Genomic DNA, 17,759 nt, shown 5'->3' with positions numbered 1-17,759 from the left:
CGCCCCCTGTCGCTTGGGATAGCGCTTTCCTATGCTGGGCGGATGATAAGGATCGACCAGGAGCTGACCCCGTCCGCGCTGTTACCCAAGATCGACCGACTCTGGGCAGCCTCTGCGCAGAAGATCGACTCGATCGAGAAGAGCTGCCCGCCGGGCACGGCCTCACCGGTGTTCACCGTCGAGGGGCAGTACACCGCGCGGGGCTGGACCGAGTGGACCCAGGGCTTCCAGTACGGCTCCGCGCTGCTCCAGTTCGACGCGACCGGGGAGCGGCGGTTCCTGGACTCCGGCCGGGAGCAGACCGTCGCGGTGATGGCTGGCCATGTCAGCCACATCGGCGTACACGACCACGGGTTCAACAACGTCAGCACGTACGGGAACCTGTGGCGGCTGATGAACGAGGGGCGGATCCCGGACGACCCCGCCGAACGGAACTTCTACGAACTGGCGCTCAAGCTGACCGGCGCGGTGCAGGCGGCCCGGTGGCGCGGCACCGCCGACGGCACGGGCTACATCTACTCCTTCAACGGTCCACAGTCACTCTTCGTCGACACCATCCGGTCCTGCCGCGCCCTGGCCGTGTCACACCTGCTCGGACACGTGCTGATGGGCGAGCGGGACGAACGGATCTCACTGCTCGGTCGGCTGGTCGAACACGCCGCCAACACCGCCCGATGGAACGTCTTCTACGGCGAGGGCCGGGACGGCTACGACCTCCCCGGCCGGACCGCCCACGAGTCGATCTTCAACGTGAACGACGGCAGCTACCGGTGCCCGAGCACCCAGCAGGGCTACTCGCCGTTCACCACCTGGACCCGGGGACTCGCCTGGGCGATGCTCGGCTTCCCGGAGCAACTGGAGTTCCTCGCCGTACTTCCCGACGAGGAACTGTCGCCGTACGGCGGACGGGCCGAGATCGAGGCGATGCTGCTCCGCGCCGCCACCGCCACCTGCGACTTCTACCTGACCCACACGCCGACCGACGGGGTGCCGTACTGGGACACCGGAGCACCGGGGCTGGTCCGGCTCGGCGACTACCTGGACCGCCCGGCCGACCCGTACAACGCACACGAGCCGGTGGACTCGTCCGCGGCGGCGATCGGCGCGCAGGGGCTGCTCCGGCTCGGCCGCCATCTCAACCGGGCCGGCCGGACCGAGGAGGGGCGGCGGTACTGGCAGGCCGGGCTGACCGTGGCGGACACCATCTTCGGCGAGCCCTACCTCAGCACGGACGCGCAGCACCAGGGACTGCTGCTGCACTCCGTCTACCACCGGCCGAACGGCTGGGACCACGTACCGGCCGGGCAGCGGGTGCCGAACGGCGAGTCGAGCATGTGGGGCGACTACCACGCCCGGGAACTGGCCCTCTATCTGCAACGGGAGGCCCGTACCGAGCCGTACTACACGTTCTTCGGCCCGTCCCGTACCGGAGCGGCAGCATGAGCGATCGCATCACCAGCAGGCCGGTGGCGGTGGTGACCGGAGGTTCCCGGGGGATCGGTCGCGGCATCGTGCTGGCGCTGGCCGGTGCCGGGTACGACGTGGTCGTCAACTACGCGAGCAACGCGGACGCCGCGGCGGAGGTCGGCAAGGAGGTCGAGGCGCTGGGTGTCCAGGCCCACCTGGTCCGGGCCGACGTGTCCCGGCCCGCCGACCGTCGACGCCTGATCGACGAGACGACGGCCGCGTTCGGCCGGCTCGACCTGCTGGTCAGCAACGCCGGGGTGGCCCCGAACGTCCGGGCGGACCTGTTGGAGGCGAGCGAGGAGTCCTTCGACCGGCTGGTCGACATCAACCTCAAGGGGCCGTACTTCCTGATCCAACTGGCCGCGCGCACCATGATCGAGCAGTTGGCCGCCGGCCTGGTCGAACGACCGAAGATCGTGGTCATCTCGTCGATCAGCGCGTACACCGCCAGCGTGAACCGGGGTGACTACTGCGTGACCAAGGCCGGGCTGGCGATGACCACCCAGCTGTACGCGACCCGGCTGGCCGAGCACGGGATCAACGTCTACGAGATCCGGCCCGGCGTCATCGAGACCGACATGACCGGTCCGGTCAAGGCCAGGTACGACGATCTGATCTTCAACCAGGGCCTGACCCCGATCCGGCGCTGGGGTCAGCCAGAGGACGTCGGCAAGGCGGTGGTGGCCGTAGCCACCGACCTGCTGCCGTTCAGCACCGGTCAGGTTATCGACGTCGACGGCGGCTTCCACCTGCGTACGCTCTGAGCCTGAAGCGTTAATAAGGGCCCCTTCTTATGCAAAAAGCGATAAGAAGGGGCCCTTCCTTGCACTTGGTTAGAGGTTGAGGCTCCAGGTGTTGATGTATCCGGTGTCTCCGGAGTACACGTCCCGGACCCGCAGCCGCCAGTTCCCGTTCCCCGCCTCGGAGGAGAGGTTGACGGTGTAGGTGGCGTTCACGTTGTCCGCACCGTCGACGATGCTGCTGTTCTTCAGCAGGTAGACGCTGCCGTCCGGAGCGAGCAGGTCGATGACCAGGTCACCCCGGTAGGTGTGGACGATGTTCACCGCCACCGTGGCGGCCGTGGCGCCGTTCCGGCCGCAGCCGGTGATGGCGATGCTGCTCGTCACGGCCGCGTTGGTGTCCGGAATCGCGACGTCGGTACCGTTGCTGCCCGAGCAGCTGGTACCTCCGCTACCGGTCACCGTCAGCGTGTAGCTGGCCGTCCGGCTGACCGACGCTCCGGCCCCCGTCACGATCAGCGGGTACGTCCCGGCCGGGGTGGTCGCCGAGGTGGCGATGGTCAGCGTGGACGAGCCGCCCGAGGTGACCGTGGCCGGGTTGAAGGACGCGGTGGCGCCGCTCGGCAGGCCGCTGACGGACAGGCTCACCGACTGTGCCGACCCGGCCGTGGTCGCAGTGCCGACGGTGGCCGTGACCGAACTGCCCGCCGTTGTCGACCCGCTGGTCGGCGATACCGATACCGAGAAGTCGTCGGTCGGCGGCGGCGTGGTGTCGTTCACCACGTAGAGCAGTTGGTTGGGGGTACCGGTGCCGACGTTGCTGACCACGTTCGGGGTCGAGTTGGAAACCAGGTAGTCCCGGACCTGCTGCGGTGACCAGGTCGGGTTGGCGGAGAGCACCATCGCCGCGACACCGGCCGTGTGCGGCGTCGCCATCGACGTACCGCTGATGGTGTTGGTCGCGGTGTTGCTGGTGGACCAGGCGGACGTGATACTGACGCCGGGCGCCAGGATGTCCACACAGGTGCCGAAGTTGGAGAAACTTGCCGCAGCATCGGTGTTCGAGGTCGCACCGACGGTGACGGCGCTCGGCACCCGGGCCGGGGAGTAGTTGCAGGCGTTCTGCCGTATCCCCAGGCTGTTGCCGTTGCCGGCCGCGACGACGTAGGTGATGCCAGCGTTGATGGAGTTGCTCACCGCCGCGTCGATCGCGCTGTCCACCCCACCGCCGAGGCTCATGTTGGCCACCGCCGGACGCACCGCGTTCGCGGTGACCCAGTCGATGCCGGCCACCACCTGCGCGGTGCTGCCACTGCCCGAGCAGTTGAGCACCCGTACGCCGTACAGCCGGGCCGCCTTGGCCACCCCGTACGCCGAGCCGCCCACCGTGCCGGCGACGTGCGTACCGTGACCGTGGCAGTCGTCGGCGGATCCGCCGTCGATCGCGTCGAACCCGCTGACCGCCCGGCCACCGAAGTCGTTGTGACTGAACCGGATACCGGTGTCAATCACGTACGCGTTGACGTTCGTCGCCGTGTTCGGGTACGTGTACGAGCTGTTCAGCGGCAGGTTCCGCTGGTCGATCCGGTCCAGGCCCCAGGACGGGGGGTTCGGCTGGGTACCACTGATCTGGAACGTGTGGCTCTGCTCGACGTACGCCACGCTCGGATCGGCGGCGATCCGCGCCGCCGACCTGGCGTTGGTGCTGATCTCGAAACCGCGCAGCGCGGCCGTGTAGGTGCGGGCCACCTTGCCGCCGTGCTTGCCGATCAGGCCGGACGCCGCCGACCCGATGGCGGCCCGACTGACCGCACTGTCCTTGAACACCACGATGTAGCTGCCCGCCACGGCGGTGGCACCACCGGCATTCCGGATGGTGCCCTCCGGCGGGGCCGCCGCGGCCGGAGCGGCCACAGCAGCGAGCATGGCCAGAGTGGACACTCCGACGACTACGAACCTCATACGAGGGAGACTCATCTCCCCTCCTCCCCTCCGATCGGCGCAGGGCCGTCCGCCCCGTTTTTGTGGGGACGAATCAGCACGACCGATCGAGCTGACATTAGTCAGAAGCGATGGAAAACAATAGATCCCGAGTCTTCTATCTATCAGGAGCGATGTCCCCTACGGGTGCCCTCTCCGGGGTCAGCAGGGGCGGGCCCCGATTCGCCGCGCCAAAAAACGGGCAAGACTACAAGGCATGTTTGTGGACCTCGCCATCCTGCTCGCAATCGCCGTCGTCTGGGTGGCGGCCGGTCTCGTCGCCGAAGGACTGCCCCGACTGCGCACCGCCCGGCCGCTCCGGCGCCGGAGCAGACTCCTTTTCGTACTCGTCGTATCCGGTTTGGCCGGTCTGGCCGGGGTGCTGTTGACCGGAGCGGTCGAGGCGGACCCGACGCTCGCCGACCGGACCGCGGTCGGGCTCGCACTGCCGGCCGTGCCCGCCGTGGTCGTCGCCGCGCTGACGGTACGGCGGGTGCGGGAGCTCTGGTTGCGTGCGGGCGCGTTCGCCGCGGCGCCCGAGGCACCGGCCCCACCCGCACTGCGGGCCGCCGCCGCGCATCCGATGATCGCCCTGCCGGTGCAGGTGACCGGCCTGGTGATGCTGCCCGGACTGGTGACCGCCGCCGGCCTGGTCCCACTGACCAGTCCGAGCATGATCGGCCTGGTGCTCACCGCCGCCGTGCTCGCGATCGGCACGATCGGGGTGCGACACGCGCTCCGGCACAGCCGCCTGGTCGAACGCGCGGTCACCATTCGGCCCCGGTCATCGCGGTCGGCTGGAATCCTGCACGTATAGCAGTTCGAGGATCGCCCGCGCGGCCTCGAACCAGCGGTCGAGCCAGAGCGACCCGGGGATGGTCCCCTTGGGCGGCAGTTCGAGCAGCAGGCCACGCAACAACGGATGGTCGACGAGCGGTTCGCTCGGTACGTCCGGCCAGTCGGGCGGCGGGAAGACCGGCTCGGTCAGTCCACCCATGTCCAGCGACGGTAGCGTCGGGCCACGGTCCGACGAGGGCAGGTTTCCCGACAGGTCCACGTTTCCCGGCAGGTCCATGTTGCCCGGCAGGTCCATGTTGCCCGGCAGGTCCATGTTGCCCGGCAGATCCATGTTGCCCGGCAGGTCCGACATCCGCTCCGGGCCGGTGCTCTGCGAGGAACCGAGGTCGGCAGCCGACGACGGCTCCTCGACCGTAATGCTGCTGTCCCGACGGGCCCCACGGTATTTCCCGGTGAACCGCTCCGGCTTGGCCGAACCGTTGCCCAGATTCTCCGACCCGATCGTCATCCGCCTCGCCTGCCTCGCTCGGTTGAAACCCCCATGCGGTGGGTCGGCGTGGCCCACCGCGCCGTCTGGTACAACGACCCGGCGGGTTGGCGGCGACGGCCGCACCGGCGGATGATCGCGGATCCGCCCGCACCGATGCGCCCCCGCACACGCGTAGCGCGGTCACCCGGCAGCTTTCGCTGACCGGGTGACCGCGCTCGGCTGATCGCCGGTTGTCGTGACCGTCAGGCCAGGTCGAACTCACCGTCCCTGGCACCGCCGACGAACGCATCCCACTCGTCGGGCGTGAAGATCAGGGCAGGGCCGCTCGGGTTCTTCGAATCACGCACCGCGATCGCGCCGCCCGCGAAGGCCACCTCGACACAGTTGTCACAATTGGGTCCGCTACGCGAACTCTTGTGCCAGGCTGCCCCGTTCAGGTCGACGCGGTACCCCTTTGTCTCCACTTCCACAATGGCTCCTCTGCCAACTTCGCAATCAAAGCGACGGACTCTTCCGGGCGCATGGCCGCTGCTCGAATATGATCGAAGATGAATATGTATTTCTGCAGCTCATCCCGCTTCTCCAGAAATAACCCACCCGTGGCGTTTTCGGCGTACACCACGTCCGGATCACCCGGTTCCGGGAAGCCGAGGATGGTAAAAGTACCGTCCATACCGGCATGCGCGCCGGCATCGAACGGCAGGACCTGAAGCGTGACGTTCGGTAGGTCAGCGGCTTCCACCAGCCGCTCCAACTGGGCCCGCATGACCGCGTCGCCGCCCACCGGTCGGCTGATCACCGTCTCATCGAGCACCACCCACAGTTCGATCGGATCGTCCTGGTCCAGTAACGACTGACGACCCAACCGGACACGGACCCGCTGGTTGACTTCCTCGGCGACCCAGTCCGGCCGAGCAGATCTGATCATGGCCTGGGCGTAGTCCTCCGTCTGCAACAGGCCCGGCACGGTCTGCTGCTCGTACGCCCGGATCGAGCCCGCTGCGGCTTCGAGGCCGACGTACGCCCCGGCCAGCACCGGACTGTACGGATGCCACCAGCCCTTCTGCCGGGCCTCCCGCGCGATCTGGATCAACTCGTCGCACTCGGCACCGGTCACGCCGTAGATGCCGAGCATGTCCCGGACGTCCCGGACCGTTGCCGTGGTGTGGCCCGTCTCTATCCGGGACACCTTGGAGGCCGAACACTCCAGCAGTTCGGCGACGGCTTCTATCGTGACCCCGGCCTTCTCCCGGCGCTGGCGAAGTTCCGCACCGAGTCGACGGCGGCGGATGGTCGGGCTCCGGCGCTCGGTCACCAGGTCACCTCCGAATTGATCAATAAGAGAGGTCTGATTGTCCGCCCTGCGGACGACCGCGGATCGGCGGGGATTCGTTCACGGCGGATGGAACGATGACCCGGTCGGTCATGGCGAACGAAAGCGGCTCCAGTCTGCCGCTTCGACGCGCGGCGCATCAAGCACCGGATGGTCCACTATCGCCATCCCGGAGCAAAGGGCAAACTGCAACTTGCATTGATCATGTTCTTGATGCACCCTGTCCGTATGGCTCGGGCTACACAGCGTTCCCATCTGGTCAGGCGGTGCAATGCTCCCCCATTCTCGCCTGGCCGGGGCGACGGTCGTACCACCGGTACGGCGAGAAGCCCCGCTCCGGGGTAAGAGCCCCCGCCGCTGTATGCCAGGGCCGCTACGGCGGCTGGCGCGTCCCGGAGTCGACAGGTATCGGCCGGGACGGTGTGACGGAATGCCGACGCATCGTCCCGGCCGATGCCCCAGTCCCGCAGAGTCCACTTGTTCTTGCCGACATACGCCCGGGTCAGACCCCACCAGACCCCCGCCCGCCACTTCCGCCGGCCAGTCCGGCCAGTCGGACAGGAGCTGATGTGCTTCCCCGCTCCGGTGATGTGCTCCACGTGACCCGTACGGCGAGTGTCCAGTTCGCCGAGCCGATCTACTTCCGGGTGATCCGGGTGCACGACTGGCCGACCTATCACGGCTGGGTCTGGCTCGACGGCTACGAACTCGACGCCAGCGGTGACGCGGTCGAGCGGCGGTCCATATTCGTACAGCTCAGCGGGCTGCGCCAGCTCTACGCCAACTCCGCACGGCGCAACCGCCTTCCGGCGCAGCGCCCGATGCGGAACAACTCCACCGCGCTCGCCCAGCGGGTCCGGGTCGGCTGAACCCGCATCCGCCGGAACGCCGCCGGTGCCCGGGTGGGCCGCCCTAGACTGGGTGCACCCGTCAAAGGTTTGCCAACCCCGCACGTCGTCGAGGGCCCCGAACCCGGGAGCCGCCCATGGCCGTGGAGCCCTTCGCCCCACCCCGAACGACGTACCGAAGCATGCGGGTCAGTGTTCTGCTGATCCTGATCACCGTTGGCGTACCCGGTTGCGTGAGCGGTGCCGGAGCATCCCGCCCGCCGTCCGGCCGGTACCCGACGACCGGTCCGACGGCATCCGCCGATCCGACGCACGCCGAACCCGGACCCCGGCCGCAGCCCACCACGTCCGCTGACGCCGAATCCGACCCGCACTCCGGCGAGCCGGCCGGCGGCGGTGCGGCGGCGGCGACCTCTGGTCCACCCGCCGTCCAGCGGGTACGACGGGAACACCACTGGCCGCCCTGGCGACGGCTTCCCGCGGAGGCCAGCCCGGAGACGTCCGACCCGGAGACGTCCGACCCGGGCGCCCGACCCGATGCCGCCGGAGTACCGGGGGACGGAGCCGTACCTCCCCAGCACCAGGCCGGGGCCGGTCGGGTCGTACCCGTGGACCAGCGGTCCGGGTCGCCACCGGCCGCCGACGGGCTGTCTGACGGGTACCGGCGTTCGCTGGTCTGTTCGGGGCTGCTCGGCCTGGTCATCTCCGCCGTCGGACTGGCCATGGTCGGCTACCGCCGCCGAGCCTGGTGACCGTGCCCGAGGCTGGTGGGTCGCCGCGTGGCCTCAGTCGTCCTCCTGGGGTGACACCGAGGGGGTGGGGACGGAGGTCGTGGGCGGATCCGGTCGAGGCTCGGCGATCACCAGCGTGACCTGGTCGCCGGGCGCGACCTCACGACCGGCCGACGGGTCCGTCTGTAGCACGGTGCCCGCCGGTCGATCCGAGGCACGGAACCGGAGCCGGGGGACGAGTCCGAACTGCTCCAGTAGTTCCACCGCCTCCTGTTCCGGCAGCCCGACGAGCGGCGGCACCACCACGGTCGTACTCGCGGTGGCGCTCGGCGTGGCGGTCGGGCTCGGCGGGGTGGTGGTGGGCGCGGCGGAGGTACGGGCGGGCGTCGCGGCGGGCGTGGTGACCGCCGGGGTCGGTGGATCGGGCGCCTCCCGGCGGGCCGAGTCGATGATCACCCAACCGGCGACCACCAGAACGGTCAACAGAACCAGGGCGATCACCCCGACCAGGATGGGCATCCACCAACGACGACCATCCGGCTCGTCACCGTAGGACCCGTCGCCGTAGGACCAGTCCACCGGCGGCGGCCCACCGGGCGCACCCCTTCCGCGTACCGGTACCTCTGCCCGCCCCGCCCAGGTCGGTGCCCGGGGAGGGATCGGCGGGGTGACGTCCGGCGAGGTCGCACCGTGGCCCTGGCCAGCCTGCGTGTCCGCCTCGACGGCCCGGCCGGCGTCGGTTCTGATCACCCGGGCGGCGTCCCCGTCGATGGCGGTCGGGCCGGTCCGCCCCGCGTCGTCGTCCGGGACCGGGCCACCAGGGCCGGCGGTCCCTGGAACATGGTCGGAGGCGTTCCGGTCCGCGTCCACGTCCGCGTCCGGAACGTCCGGAGGGTCGGAGGAGCGCGGCGGGTCGTCGTCGGCCATGGCACGTCCTCTCGCCACCGGATGGGACCGGGCCAACCACCGTCAAACCTATCCGGCCGACGGTCGCCCGGCCGGTCGCGCGCGATTCGGGCGCGTCCGGCGTGTCCGTGCGGAGGAGGTGTACCGGTCCGGCTACAACGTCGGTGTGGAGGTCGGGCCTACGGAGTCCGAGCAGTACACCTTCACCCGCTCGTTCCAGCGGAGCGTGGCACCACCCTTGGGATCCTGACTTTGTACCTGGCCCTTTCTGTCGGTCGGATAGCTGGGGTAGAGGCCGTCCTCCACCACTCGCCGCCCCGCCTGTGCGCAGGACTGCCCGACGAGTTCGGGTACGACCACCTCCGGCGGGGCGCCCGCCACGGTCAACCGGACCGTGACGCCTTTCCGAACGGAGGCGCCGCCCCGAGGGTTGGTGCTCACGACGCTGCGGTCGCTGCCCGCCTTGCCGAAGGTGATCTGCGCACCCAGGCCGCGGCGGAACAGTTCCTCCCGGGCCTCCTCGAAGTCCATCCCGACCAGGTTCGGCAGCGCCATCTCGCCGATCTGCGGTGGCGGTGCAGCGGTCGGTCGTCGGCTCGGCGTTCTGCCGGGCGTACCGCGCGGAGTACTCGGCGCCGCCGCGGTGGTGGCGGTCGAAACGGAGCCGGCCTGCCGGTTCGCCGGATCCTCGCCGCCACCAGCCAACAAGAAGCCGCCGAGGGCACCGACTACGGCACAGATGACCAGGCCGACCGCCGCACCGGCCACCAGCCCGGTCCGATTCGAGTGACCAGACCGTTGGCCCGCGTCCGGTTGTCCCGTCACGTACTCATCCGACATGCCGACTCTGCCTCACCATCCGCCGTGCGGGGGTTGCACGCCGATATCCCACATCCGAAGTGTGCCGCACGCCAGCATCGGTGGCCCGCCCCCCGGAGCGCAACCGGCGGGCGGTCGAGGATGGCGCGGTACCCGGTCGCCCCTCGCCCCGCCGCCGGGTGGACGCTACGCTGCCCCGCATGGCCGTACGAGGCTGGGGAGGATCAGTCGCGACGGCGATCGGCGTTGCTGCCGGCGCCGGCGCCGCTCAACTGGGTCTCGGTTACGGGCTCGGCATCATCGCCTGGATGCCGTCCTCGGACGGCACGAGCGAGGCCGCCTGGGTCGCCAGCCTCACCTGGGCTGCGTGGATAGCCGCGACCTCCACGGTCGCCGGGGCGATCTGCGCGCACCGGCTCAGCGGTGCCGGCCGGACCCCGAAGCCGACCGTTGCCGGCGGCCCGGCCACCGAATCGCCCCCCAGCCTGGCCAGCGGGTTGTGGCGGGCCGCGCTCGCGGTTTCCAGCGCGATCGGCGGACTCGTCACCGTGGTGCTCGTCGCCGTACCCGCCCGAGCGGCGGTGCGCGCGGACACCGCGTCACCGCAGACCGTCGCCGCGGGCTACGCCGTCATCGGCGTCATGATCGGGCTGCTGGTGGCGATCTGGGCGACCTCGTCACCGGCCGTGGCCAGCAACGTGCTCGGCACCGTCGGCTGGCTCTGGGCGCTCGCGGTGATCGCCGTCATCGACGGTGTGCTGTCCGGCCGTGGGCTGACCAGCGCCCAGCTCGGGGTCTGGCAGCTCACGTCGGACAGTGGACGCTTCTGGTTCCGCGACTACTTCTACTGGCCCGGGGCGGCGCTGTCACTCGGCTCCGCCCTGCTGATCGGCATCTTCGCCGCCCGAGCCGCGGCCCGGCGGCCGGCGGCCCGGGTCGGGGCCGCCATCTCGGGCATCAGCGGTCCGCTGCTGGTGGCCGTCGCCTACTTCTTCGCCGCGCCCCGACTGGTCGGCATCCGGCCCGAGCAGGTGTCGGCACATCTGATGGCGCCGTACGCGGTGGTCGCGGGGCTTGCCGGGTCCGCGCTGGTGGCGGCGCTGGCACAGCGGGCGGAGGCACGCGCACAGGAGGCGGAGTCCCGGGCTACCCGGTCCGAGTCGGTCGGACCCGATGTCGAGGTGCCGGCGACGGGAGCCGGGGCGGCCGAGGCCGGCTCCGAAACCTCCGGCGGTGTTCCGGGCGGCTCCGGACGTCCGCCCCGGTTGCCGGCCCAGCCGACCGGCGGATCCTGGCGTACCTCTGCCGACGACGACCCGTTCCCGTCCGGCCGCGCCGACGGGCCCACCGACCTTCCCGGTTCGGACGAGTCCGACCCGCTCGGGCGGACCGACGGCCGACCCGACCCGCTCGGGCGGGCGTCCGACGAGGTGGACAGCAGCAGCGGCGCCGACGGGGAGCGTGCCGACGAGCCTTCCGAAGGAAGCACCGACGAGACCTCCCCGGCCGGCGGGAAGGCGGCCGGAGAGAAGGCCGGCGACGGCACGGCCAAGGGCCGGCTGGGTCGGTTCGGCCGCCGATCGCGCTGACCGGAGGCGTCAGTCCACCGGCCAGGTGTGCACCGGCTCGTCGGTCCGCTGGAGTTCGCCGTAACGCTGGAGCATGTGTCGGAGCGCCTGGGGACGATTCATGCCCCGGCCGCGTTCCGCCGCCCGTACCGCCTCGACCTGCCACACCGCGCCGTTACGTCCGGTACGGCAGCGCTGCTCGATGATCCCGAGCAACCGGTCCCGGTGCGCGGCGCCGACACCGAACCGGTCCAGCCCGGCGGCCGCCCGGGGCAGGAGTACGTCGAGCACCAGGTCGGTCACCCGTACCTGGCCCAGCCTGGGCCAGGCGATGACGGCGTCGATGCCCCGCCGGGCCGCCGCGTGGAAGTTCTCCTCGGCCGCGCTGAACGTCAGTTGACTCCAGATCGGCCGGTCCCCCTCCGCCATGTCCCGGGCCAGCCCGAAGTAGAAGGCGGCGTTGGCGAGCATGTCGACCACGGTCGGCCCGGCCGGCAGGACCCGGTTCTCCACCCGCAGGTGCGGGCGGCCGTTCATGATGTCGTAGACCGGCCGGTTCCACCGGTAGACGGTGCCGTTGTGCAGCCGCAGCTCCGCCAGCTTGGGCGTGCCGCCGTTGTGCAGGACCTCGACCGGGTCCTCGTCGTCGCAGATCGGCAGCAGCGGCGGAAAGTAGCGGACGTTCTCCTCGAAGAGGTCGAAGATCGAGGTGATCCATCGCTCGCCGAACCAGACCCGGGGCCGTACGCCCTGGGCTTTCAGTTCGTCGGGCCGGGTGTCGGTGGCCTGCTCGAAGAGGGCGACCCGGGTCTCGGCCCAGAGCTGGCGCCCGTGCAGGAACGGCGAGTTGGCGCCGAGCGCGACCTGGACTCCGGCGATGGCCTGGGAGGCGTTCCAGTAGTTGGCGAAACTGTCCGGCGCCACCTGGAGATGGAACTGGAGGCTGGTGCAGGCGGCCTCGGAGGCGATCGAGTCGGTGTGGGTCTGCAACCGCTCCACGCCCCGGATGTCCAGTTCGATGTCCTCGCCCCGGGCGGCCACGATCTGGTCGTTGAGCACCCGGTAGCGCTTGTTCCTGGACAGGTTGTCGAGCACCAGGTGCCGGGGGGTCAGCGTGGGCAGGATGCCGATCAGGATGATCGTCGCGTCGGACTTGACGGCGAGTTCCTCCGCGCGGCCGAGGCTTTCCCGCAGGTCCCGCTCGTAGTCCGCGAAGCCGGCGCCTTCGATCAGCCGGGGCCGGGCGTTGAGTTCGAGGTTGAACTTGCCCAGTTCGGTCTGGAAGGTGGGGTCGCCGAGGTTGTCCAGCACCTCGGCGTTGCGCATCGCGGGCTCGGCGTCATCGTCGACCAGGTTCAGCTCGATTTCCAGACCGGTGGTCGGCCGGTCGGCGTCGAAGCCGAAGTCGTCGAGCATGAGGGCGAAGACGTCCAGGCACCGCCGTACCTTCTGCCGGTAACGGATCCGGTCCTCCCGGGAGAAGGGGAGCACCTCGGAGACGTCCTGGCCCATGTGCCCTCCCCGCCGCGAGGCGCTGTCACCGCCGTCCGGGTGGTCGTACCCGTCGGGCGAATGTTCGATCTGTCACCGTAGGAGCGCTGAACGCACGCGGCCACAACCACAGCGTCCGCCGGCCGAGAGTGAGCGGCCAGCGGCGCTGCGTCCACCTTCGCACACGATCGAGACACCCTTTCCACCGGGCGCATTACCCAACGGGACGCCCCGGTCACCAGTCAATCGGTGACCGGGGCGTAACGCCGTCGTCCGTACCGGCCCGACCGTCAGCCGATCGGGCGGCATTGGTCAGGCCTGGCGAATGGCCTCGCCCTCGATCTCGATCTTGATCTTCTTCCCGACCAGCACGCCGCCGGTCTCCAGCGCGACGTTCCAGGTCAGGCCGAATTCTTCCCGGTCGATCTCGGCCGTGGCGGTGAAGCCGAAGAGGTCCTGGCCGAACGGGCTCCGCCCGGCGCCCTCGAACTCGACCTCGAGGTCGACCTGGCGGGTCACGTCCTTGATCGTCAGCTCACCGGTGAGCACGAACTCGTTACCGCTGTGCGACTTGACGCCGGTGCTGCGGTACTCCAGCGTCGGGAACTTCTCCACCTCGAGGAAGTCACCGCTGCGCAGGTGGTTGTCGCGGTCGGTCGCGCCGGTGTCGATGCTCGTGGTCGCGATGGTGGCGGACACCGCGGACTCGAGCGGGTTCTCCGTTACCGTGATTGTCGCCTCGGCCTCGCGAAACTGGCCGCGCACCTTGCTCACCATCATGTGCCGGGCCACGAACCCGACGCGCTTGTGCGCCTGGTCGAGCAGGTACGTCCCGGGGGCCGGGATCGTCAGCCCTTCCCACGAACGGGTGGCGGATTCGGTGCTGCTGCTCATGGTGCTGCCCTTCCCACGAAATAGTTTGTGTTGACCGATGACTGACTTAGCAACTATAGATGCAGCAATATTCCCCGTGTCAAGTACTGCTAGGATGGGATCGTGACCGAGAACCTCTACGATGACTCCCGCCTGACGGCCATGGGCCTGGTCATGGAGGTGCACGCTGGGCTCGCGGCCAGATTCGCCGCCCAGTTCGAGGAGCACGACCTCTCGTCCGTGGAGTTCGAGGTTCTGATGCGGCTGGCCCGATCGCCCCAGCACGAGCTCCGGATGACCGACCTCGCCGCACAGACCTCGCTCTCCACCAGCGGTGTGACCCGGGTCGTCGATCGAATGGAACGCGACGGACTGCTCTGCCGTCGCGCCTGCCCCTCCGACCGGCGCAGTGCGTACGCGGTCGTGACGGAGTCCGGCATGACGAGGCTCGGGGAGACACTCCCCGGACACATCCAACTCATCCAGGACTGGTTCATCGGTCAGCTCGACTCCGCCGCACTGGACAACCTGCTCGAATCGCTCCGGATCGTCCGGGACGCGGTTCACCCGGGTGCCACCGCCGGAAGCGCCGGCACGACCGCCGACTGCTGATTTCTGTCCGTTTTCGGGCCCCATAGCCGAATATCGTCGCCCACTGACCGAAAGACGAGTCCGGTTGGCGGGCCGGTACGGAAACCACCGGCAGAAAGACCGGCAGAAGTCACGTACACATCGCAACATGACCCATTAATCGGAAAAAACGGATGCCACTGCTGGTTAATCTTCAGACAACCGGGGGGCTCTGGGGACGTGGCGCGAGGGGGACCGGTGAGGGGCTCTGTCGGGGGGCTGTTCCACTCGCGCCACGGCCCCAGGTGCGGGGGGTCATTCTTCCCTGACGGTTTCCTGGTCAAACGCGACCAGGCCGATCAAGGCCCGCTCCCGGGGCAACAGGACGATCCCGCCTTCCCGGCACACCTGGTCAAGGCTCTTGACCGCCACCGCCCGCGCCACCGGATCATCGGTGCTGGCCACCAGTCCGACCAACGCCTCGGCGACATCCCGGAGGTCCCGGGATCCGGCGCTGGACTGGGCCGCCGCCGCGAACCACTCGGCCGCCCACTCCCGGTCACCCCGTTGCATCGCCAGACTCGCCTCGATGAGCGCGCAGATCCCGTCCTCCCGGGGCACGGCCTCGTCGACCGTCGGTCGGCCGGAATCCGGCTCGGCCGCTCGGCCGCCCGATCCCACCGTCTTACGCGCGCGAAGCTCGGCGAGCACCGCCGCCGCCTCGTCGAGCCGTCCGTCCTGGGCGAGCGCGAGCCCGACCGTGCCGAGCACCCGTCGACGGTGGCCGGGATCCCCCAGATCGGCCAGCGCCGCCATCACCCGGCGCCCCTGCCGGACCGCGTCCGCGTACCGGCCCTCCAGCCGGGCCACCTCGGCCAGGTTCGCCCGGGCCAGTACGCGGAGCCGCTCCTCGCCGCACTCGCCGGCCAGCCGGTCCACCGCCGCCAACCGGCGCCGGGCCGCACGCAGGTCGCCGATCCGGATCTCGTGCCAGGTGAGGTTGTTCTGCGACACCGCCATGTCCCGGATCCGACCGGTACGGGTGGCCAGCTCCAGTGCCGCCTCCCCGTGCCGCCGTGCCTCGTCGTGACCGCCGACGGCCGTCCAGAGTCCACAGAGCACACTGCGGGCGGCCAGTTCGCCGGGGACGTCGCGCAACCGTTGGAACGCCGTCAACGCCGCCTCCACCGCCGGTAGCTCCTGCGGCCCCGCGCCGTGTTCCTGGGCGAGTTGCGCGACACCGACCTGGGCCCAGGCCCGCGCCGTGGGATCGGCATCGGCGGTACGGGGATCGTCCAACAGCCGACGCAGCCACTGCCGCCCCGCCACGTCCCGACCCCGGTAGCGCCACCAGCGGGCAAGATTCGCGGCCAGCCGCAGCGCCGTGTGCGGATCGTCGTTGGCCGAGTGCGCCAGCGCGGTCCACAGGTCGCCCGCCACCTCGTCCAGCAGGCCGACCGCCTCGACGAGCTTCCCGCCGGCCAGATCCGGTGCGACCCGCGCGGCCAACCGGGCGAACACCGCGGCGTGCCGACCCCGGATCGCCGCCAGTTCACCGTCGGCCGCCGCCCGCTCGGCGGCGAAGTCGCGCACCACGTCGAGCAGCCGGAACCGGAGCGGCCCGGTACCCCGGGAACTGATCAGTCCCAGCGCCAGCAGGCGGTCGAGCACCCGAACCGGATCCCCGTCGCCACCCGGCCCGCCCGCCGACGAACGACCCTCGGAAGGTGCCTGCCAGCCCGGGGACGAATGACCGATCGGCGCCGGATGCGCGACCGGGAGCACATGACCGGCCGGGGCGGGGAAGGCGCGACCCGCCGGGGACGAGCCGGCCGACGAGGAGGGATCGCCACCGAGCATGGCCTCCGCCAGCTCCACCGACCACCGGTTGCGGAGCACCGAGAGCCGGCGCAGCGCCGACCGCTCGTCGGCTTCGAGCAACCGGTAGCTCGCCGCCACCGCGTCCCGCAGGGTCACCACCGCCTCGCGGGCGACGGGTGGGCTGCCGAGGTCGAGCACCCGATTCCCGTACCGGTCGAGGATCTCGTTGAGGTCGAGCACCCGGCCGTGCGCCGAGGCCAACTCGATCGCCAGTGGCAGCCCGCCGAGTCGGCGGACCAGCTCGACGAGTGCGAGCACCTCGTCGGGGCGTGGCGGCTCGGGCCGGATCTGGCGCAGTCGGGCGAGCAGGAGCGCGACCGCCGGGTACTCGGTCAGTACCGCCAGCTCGGCCGGGGCGTCGACGGGCGGCACCTCCAGCGGGGTCACCGGCCGGACCCGCTCGCCGGGCAGCCCGACCGGATGCCGGCCGGTGGCCAGGACCCGGAGCATCGGCGCGGTCTCGGCGAGCCGGTTCAGCGCCTCGGCCGCCGCTCCCGGGGCCCGTTCGACGGCGTCGACGAGCAACAGTGAGGGCACGTCGGAGAACCGGCTGGCCAGGTCGCTCGCCCGACCCACCCCGAACACCATGGCAACGGCCGACAACACGTCGCCCTCGGTGGACCCCTCGATCATCACGATCCCGCTGACGCCGCCGGGAAACTCGTCGGCCACCCGCTGGGCGACCTTGAGAGCCAGCCCGGTCTTACCGACCCCGGCCAGGCCGACCAGGCTCACCACCCCACGCGCGAGCTGCGGCCGCTCGGTCATCATCGCCGCCAACTCGGCGACGTCCCGATCCCGTCCGATCAGCTCACCCGGATCGGGAAGGCCCAGGCCACGGGCGGGAAGTCGACGGACCGGCACACCGGCAACCGTCTCGGACACCGGGCCCGCCTGTCCCCGGGCCGAGGCCATGAAGTCGGCCCGGTCCTGGCCGGCGAGTGCGAGCGCCGTCGCCAGCAGTTCGACGGTCGTACGCTGCGGACGGGACGAGCGGCCCCGTTCGAGGTCACGGACCGTACGGACCCCGACCCCGGCCCGCTGCGCGAGTTCGGCCTGGGTCAGGCCGGCCGCCAACCGGCACCGGCGAAGCAACTCGTCGAAGCCGATCGGGATCCGGTCGGAGCCATGATCCGGAGTCATGGGCAGGAAGACTACGCACCCTCGATCGACACCGGCAGCGATGCGTCGCGCTACCGACGGAGGAAGACATAGATATCCGACAGCTTCCCCACGGGCGTTCTCGCGACGCAGCGGAGCGAGC

The 17,759-nt window shown here is 70.3% G+C and carries 16 protein-coding genes; 7 read left to right on the top strand and 9 right to left on the bottom strand.

The window, feature by feature from the left end; all coding sequences use genetic code 11:
* Positions 1 to 42: 42 nt before the first annotated feature.
* A complete protein-coding gene (locus ACFP2T_RS23750) occupies positions 43 to 1,443 on the top strand; it encodes a hypothetical protein (protein WP_377425025.1) in 1,401 nt (466 codons plus the stop codon).
* Positions 1,440 to 2,231 (top strand): 3-ketoacyl-ACP reductase, encoded by a 792-nt coding sequence (locus ACFP2T_RS23745; protein WP_377425024.1) that lies wholly within the window; start codon positions 1,440 to 1,442, stop codon positions 2,229 to 2,231. The genes ACFP2T_RS23750 and ACFP2T_RS23745 overlap by 4 nt, the downstream gene beginning before the upstream one ends.
* 69 nt (positions 2,232 to 2,300) lie before the next feature.
* Here ACFP2T_RS23745 and ACFP2T_RS23740 read toward each other — a convergent pair whose 3' ends face one another.
* Positions 2,301 to 4,184, bottom strand: a complete 1,884-nt coding sequence (locus tag ACFP2T_RS23740; RefSeq protein ID WP_377425023.1) for a S8 family peptidase — start codon at positions 4,182 to 4,184, stop codon at positions 2,301 to 2,303.
* Between the two features lie 220 nt (positions 4,185 to 4,404).
* Here ACFP2T_RS23740 and ACFP2T_RS23735 point away from each other — a divergent pair, with 220 nt between their 5' ends.
* A complete protein-coding gene (locus tag ACFP2T_RS23735) occupies positions 4,405 to 5,004 on the top strand; it encodes a hypothetical protein (protein ID WP_377425022.1) in 600 nt (199 codons plus the stop codon).
* Here the strand turns inward: ACFP2T_RS23735 and ACFP2T_RS23730 are convergent.
* The 3 genes from ACFP2T_RS23730 to ACFP2T_RS23720 form a co-directional block, all read right to left on the bottom strand.
* The gene (locus tag ACFP2T_RS23730) at positions 4,972 to 5,493 is read right to left on the bottom strand and encodes a hypothetical protein (protein ID WP_377425020.1); all 522 of its coding nucleotides are present in this window, start codon (positions 5,491 to 5,493) and stop codon (positions 4,972 to 4,974) included. The genes ACFP2T_RS23735 and ACFP2T_RS23730 overlap by 33 nt on opposite strands.
* A gap of 224 nt (positions 5,494 to 5,717) precedes the next feature.
* Entirely contained in the window at positions 5,718 to 5,945 is a 228-nt protein-coding gene (locus tag ACFP2T_RS23725) for a DUF397 domain-containing protein (protein ID WP_377425019.1), read from the bottom strand.
* On the bottom strand, positions 5,909 to 6,790 hold the full coding sequence (locus tag ACFP2T_RS23720; RefSeq protein WP_377425018.1) for a helix-turn-helix domain-containing protein: 882 nt from the start codon (positions 6,788 to 6,790) through the stop codon (positions 5,909 to 5,911). Before ACFP2T_RS23720 ends, ACFP2T_RS23725 begins: the two co-directional genes overlap by 37 nt.
* A 587-nt stretch (positions 6,791 to 7,377) precedes the next feature.
* Here ACFP2T_RS23720 and ACFP2T_RS23715 point away from each other — a divergent pair.
* The gene (locus tag ACFP2T_RS23715; protein ID WP_377425017.1) at positions 7,378 to 7,677 is read left to right on the top strand and encodes a hypothetical protein; all 300 of its coding nucleotides are present in this window, start codon (positions 7,378 to 7,380) and stop codon (positions 7,675 to 7,677) included.
* A gap of 116 nt (positions 7,678 to 7,793) precedes the next feature.
* On the top strand, positions 7,794 to 8,408 hold the full coding sequence (locus ACFP2T_RS23710; RefSeq protein ID WP_377425016.1) for a chromosomal replication initiator protein DnaA: 615 nt from the start codon (positions 7,794 to 7,796) through the stop codon (positions 8,406 to 8,408).
* Between the two features lie 33 nt (positions 8,409 to 8,441).
* On the opposite strand, the gene ACFP2T_RS23705 is transcribed toward ACFP2T_RS23710, so the two are convergent.
* Entirely contained in the window at positions 8,442 to 9,314 is an 873-nt protein-coding gene (locus ACFP2T_RS23705) for a PASTA domain-containing protein (protein WP_377425014.1), read from the bottom strand.
* Positions 9,315 to 9,446: 132 nt separating this feature from the next.
* A complete protein-coding gene (locus ACFP2T_RS23700) occupies positions 9,447 to 10,133 on the bottom strand; it encodes a PASTA domain-containing protein (RefSeq protein WP_377425013.1) in 687 nt (228 codons plus the stop codon).
* Positions 10,134 to 10,312: 179 nt separating this feature from the next.
* On the opposite strand from ACFP2T_RS23700, the gene ACFP2T_RS23695 reads away from it, so the two are divergent.
* The gene (locus tag ACFP2T_RS23695) at positions 10,313 to 11,701 is read left to right on the top strand and encodes a hypothetical protein (protein WP_377425011.1); all 1,389 of its coding nucleotides are present in this window, start codon (positions 10,313 to 10,315) and stop codon (positions 11,699 to 11,701) included.
* A gap of 9 nt (positions 11,702 to 11,710) precedes the next feature.
* On the opposite strand, the gene ACFP2T_RS23690 is transcribed toward ACFP2T_RS23695, so the two are convergent.
* Positions 11,711 to 13,192, bottom strand: coding sequence for a glutamate-cysteine ligase family protein (locus ACFP2T_RS23690; protein WP_377425009.1), 1,482 nt, complete (start codon positions 13,190 to 13,192; stop codon positions 11,711 to 11,713).
* Positions 13,193 to 13,483: 291 nt separating this feature from the next.
* Positions 13,484 to 14,065 carry a YceI family protein gene (locus tag ACFP2T_RS23685; protein ID WP_377425008.1) on the bottom strand — a complete coding sequence of 194 codons (582 nt, stop codon included), beginning with the start codon at positions 14,063 to 14,065 and terminating at the stop codon, positions 13,484 to 13,486.
* A 141-nt stretch (positions 14,066 to 14,206) separates the two neighbouring features.
* On the opposite strand from ACFP2T_RS23685, the gene ACFP2T_RS23680 reads away from it, so the two are divergent.
* Entirely contained in the window at positions 14,207 to 14,656 is a 450-nt protein-coding gene (locus ACFP2T_RS23680) for a MarR family winged helix-turn-helix transcriptional regulator (protein WP_377425223.1), read from the top strand.
* 273 nt (positions 14,657 to 14,929) lie between these two features.
* On the opposite strand, the gene ACFP2T_RS23675 is transcribed toward ACFP2T_RS23680, so the two are convergent.
* Positions 14,930 to 17,638 (bottom strand): ATP-binding protein, encoded by a 2,709-nt coding sequence (locus tag ACFP2T_RS23675; protein ID WP_377425007.1) that lies wholly within the window; start codon positions 17,636 to 17,638, stop codon positions 14,930 to 14,932.
* Between the last annotated feature and the right edge of the window lie 121 nt (positions 17,639 to 17,759).

Source organism: Plantactinospora solaniradicis (genome assembly GCF_042658085.1).
Classification (GTDB): Bacteria; Actinomycetota; Actinomycetes; order Mycobacteriales; family Micromonosporaceae; genus Plantactinospora; species Plantactinospora solaniradicis.
Note: the sequence above shows the minus strand (reverse complement) of the source record. Positions and strands in the feature narration are given on the sequence as shown.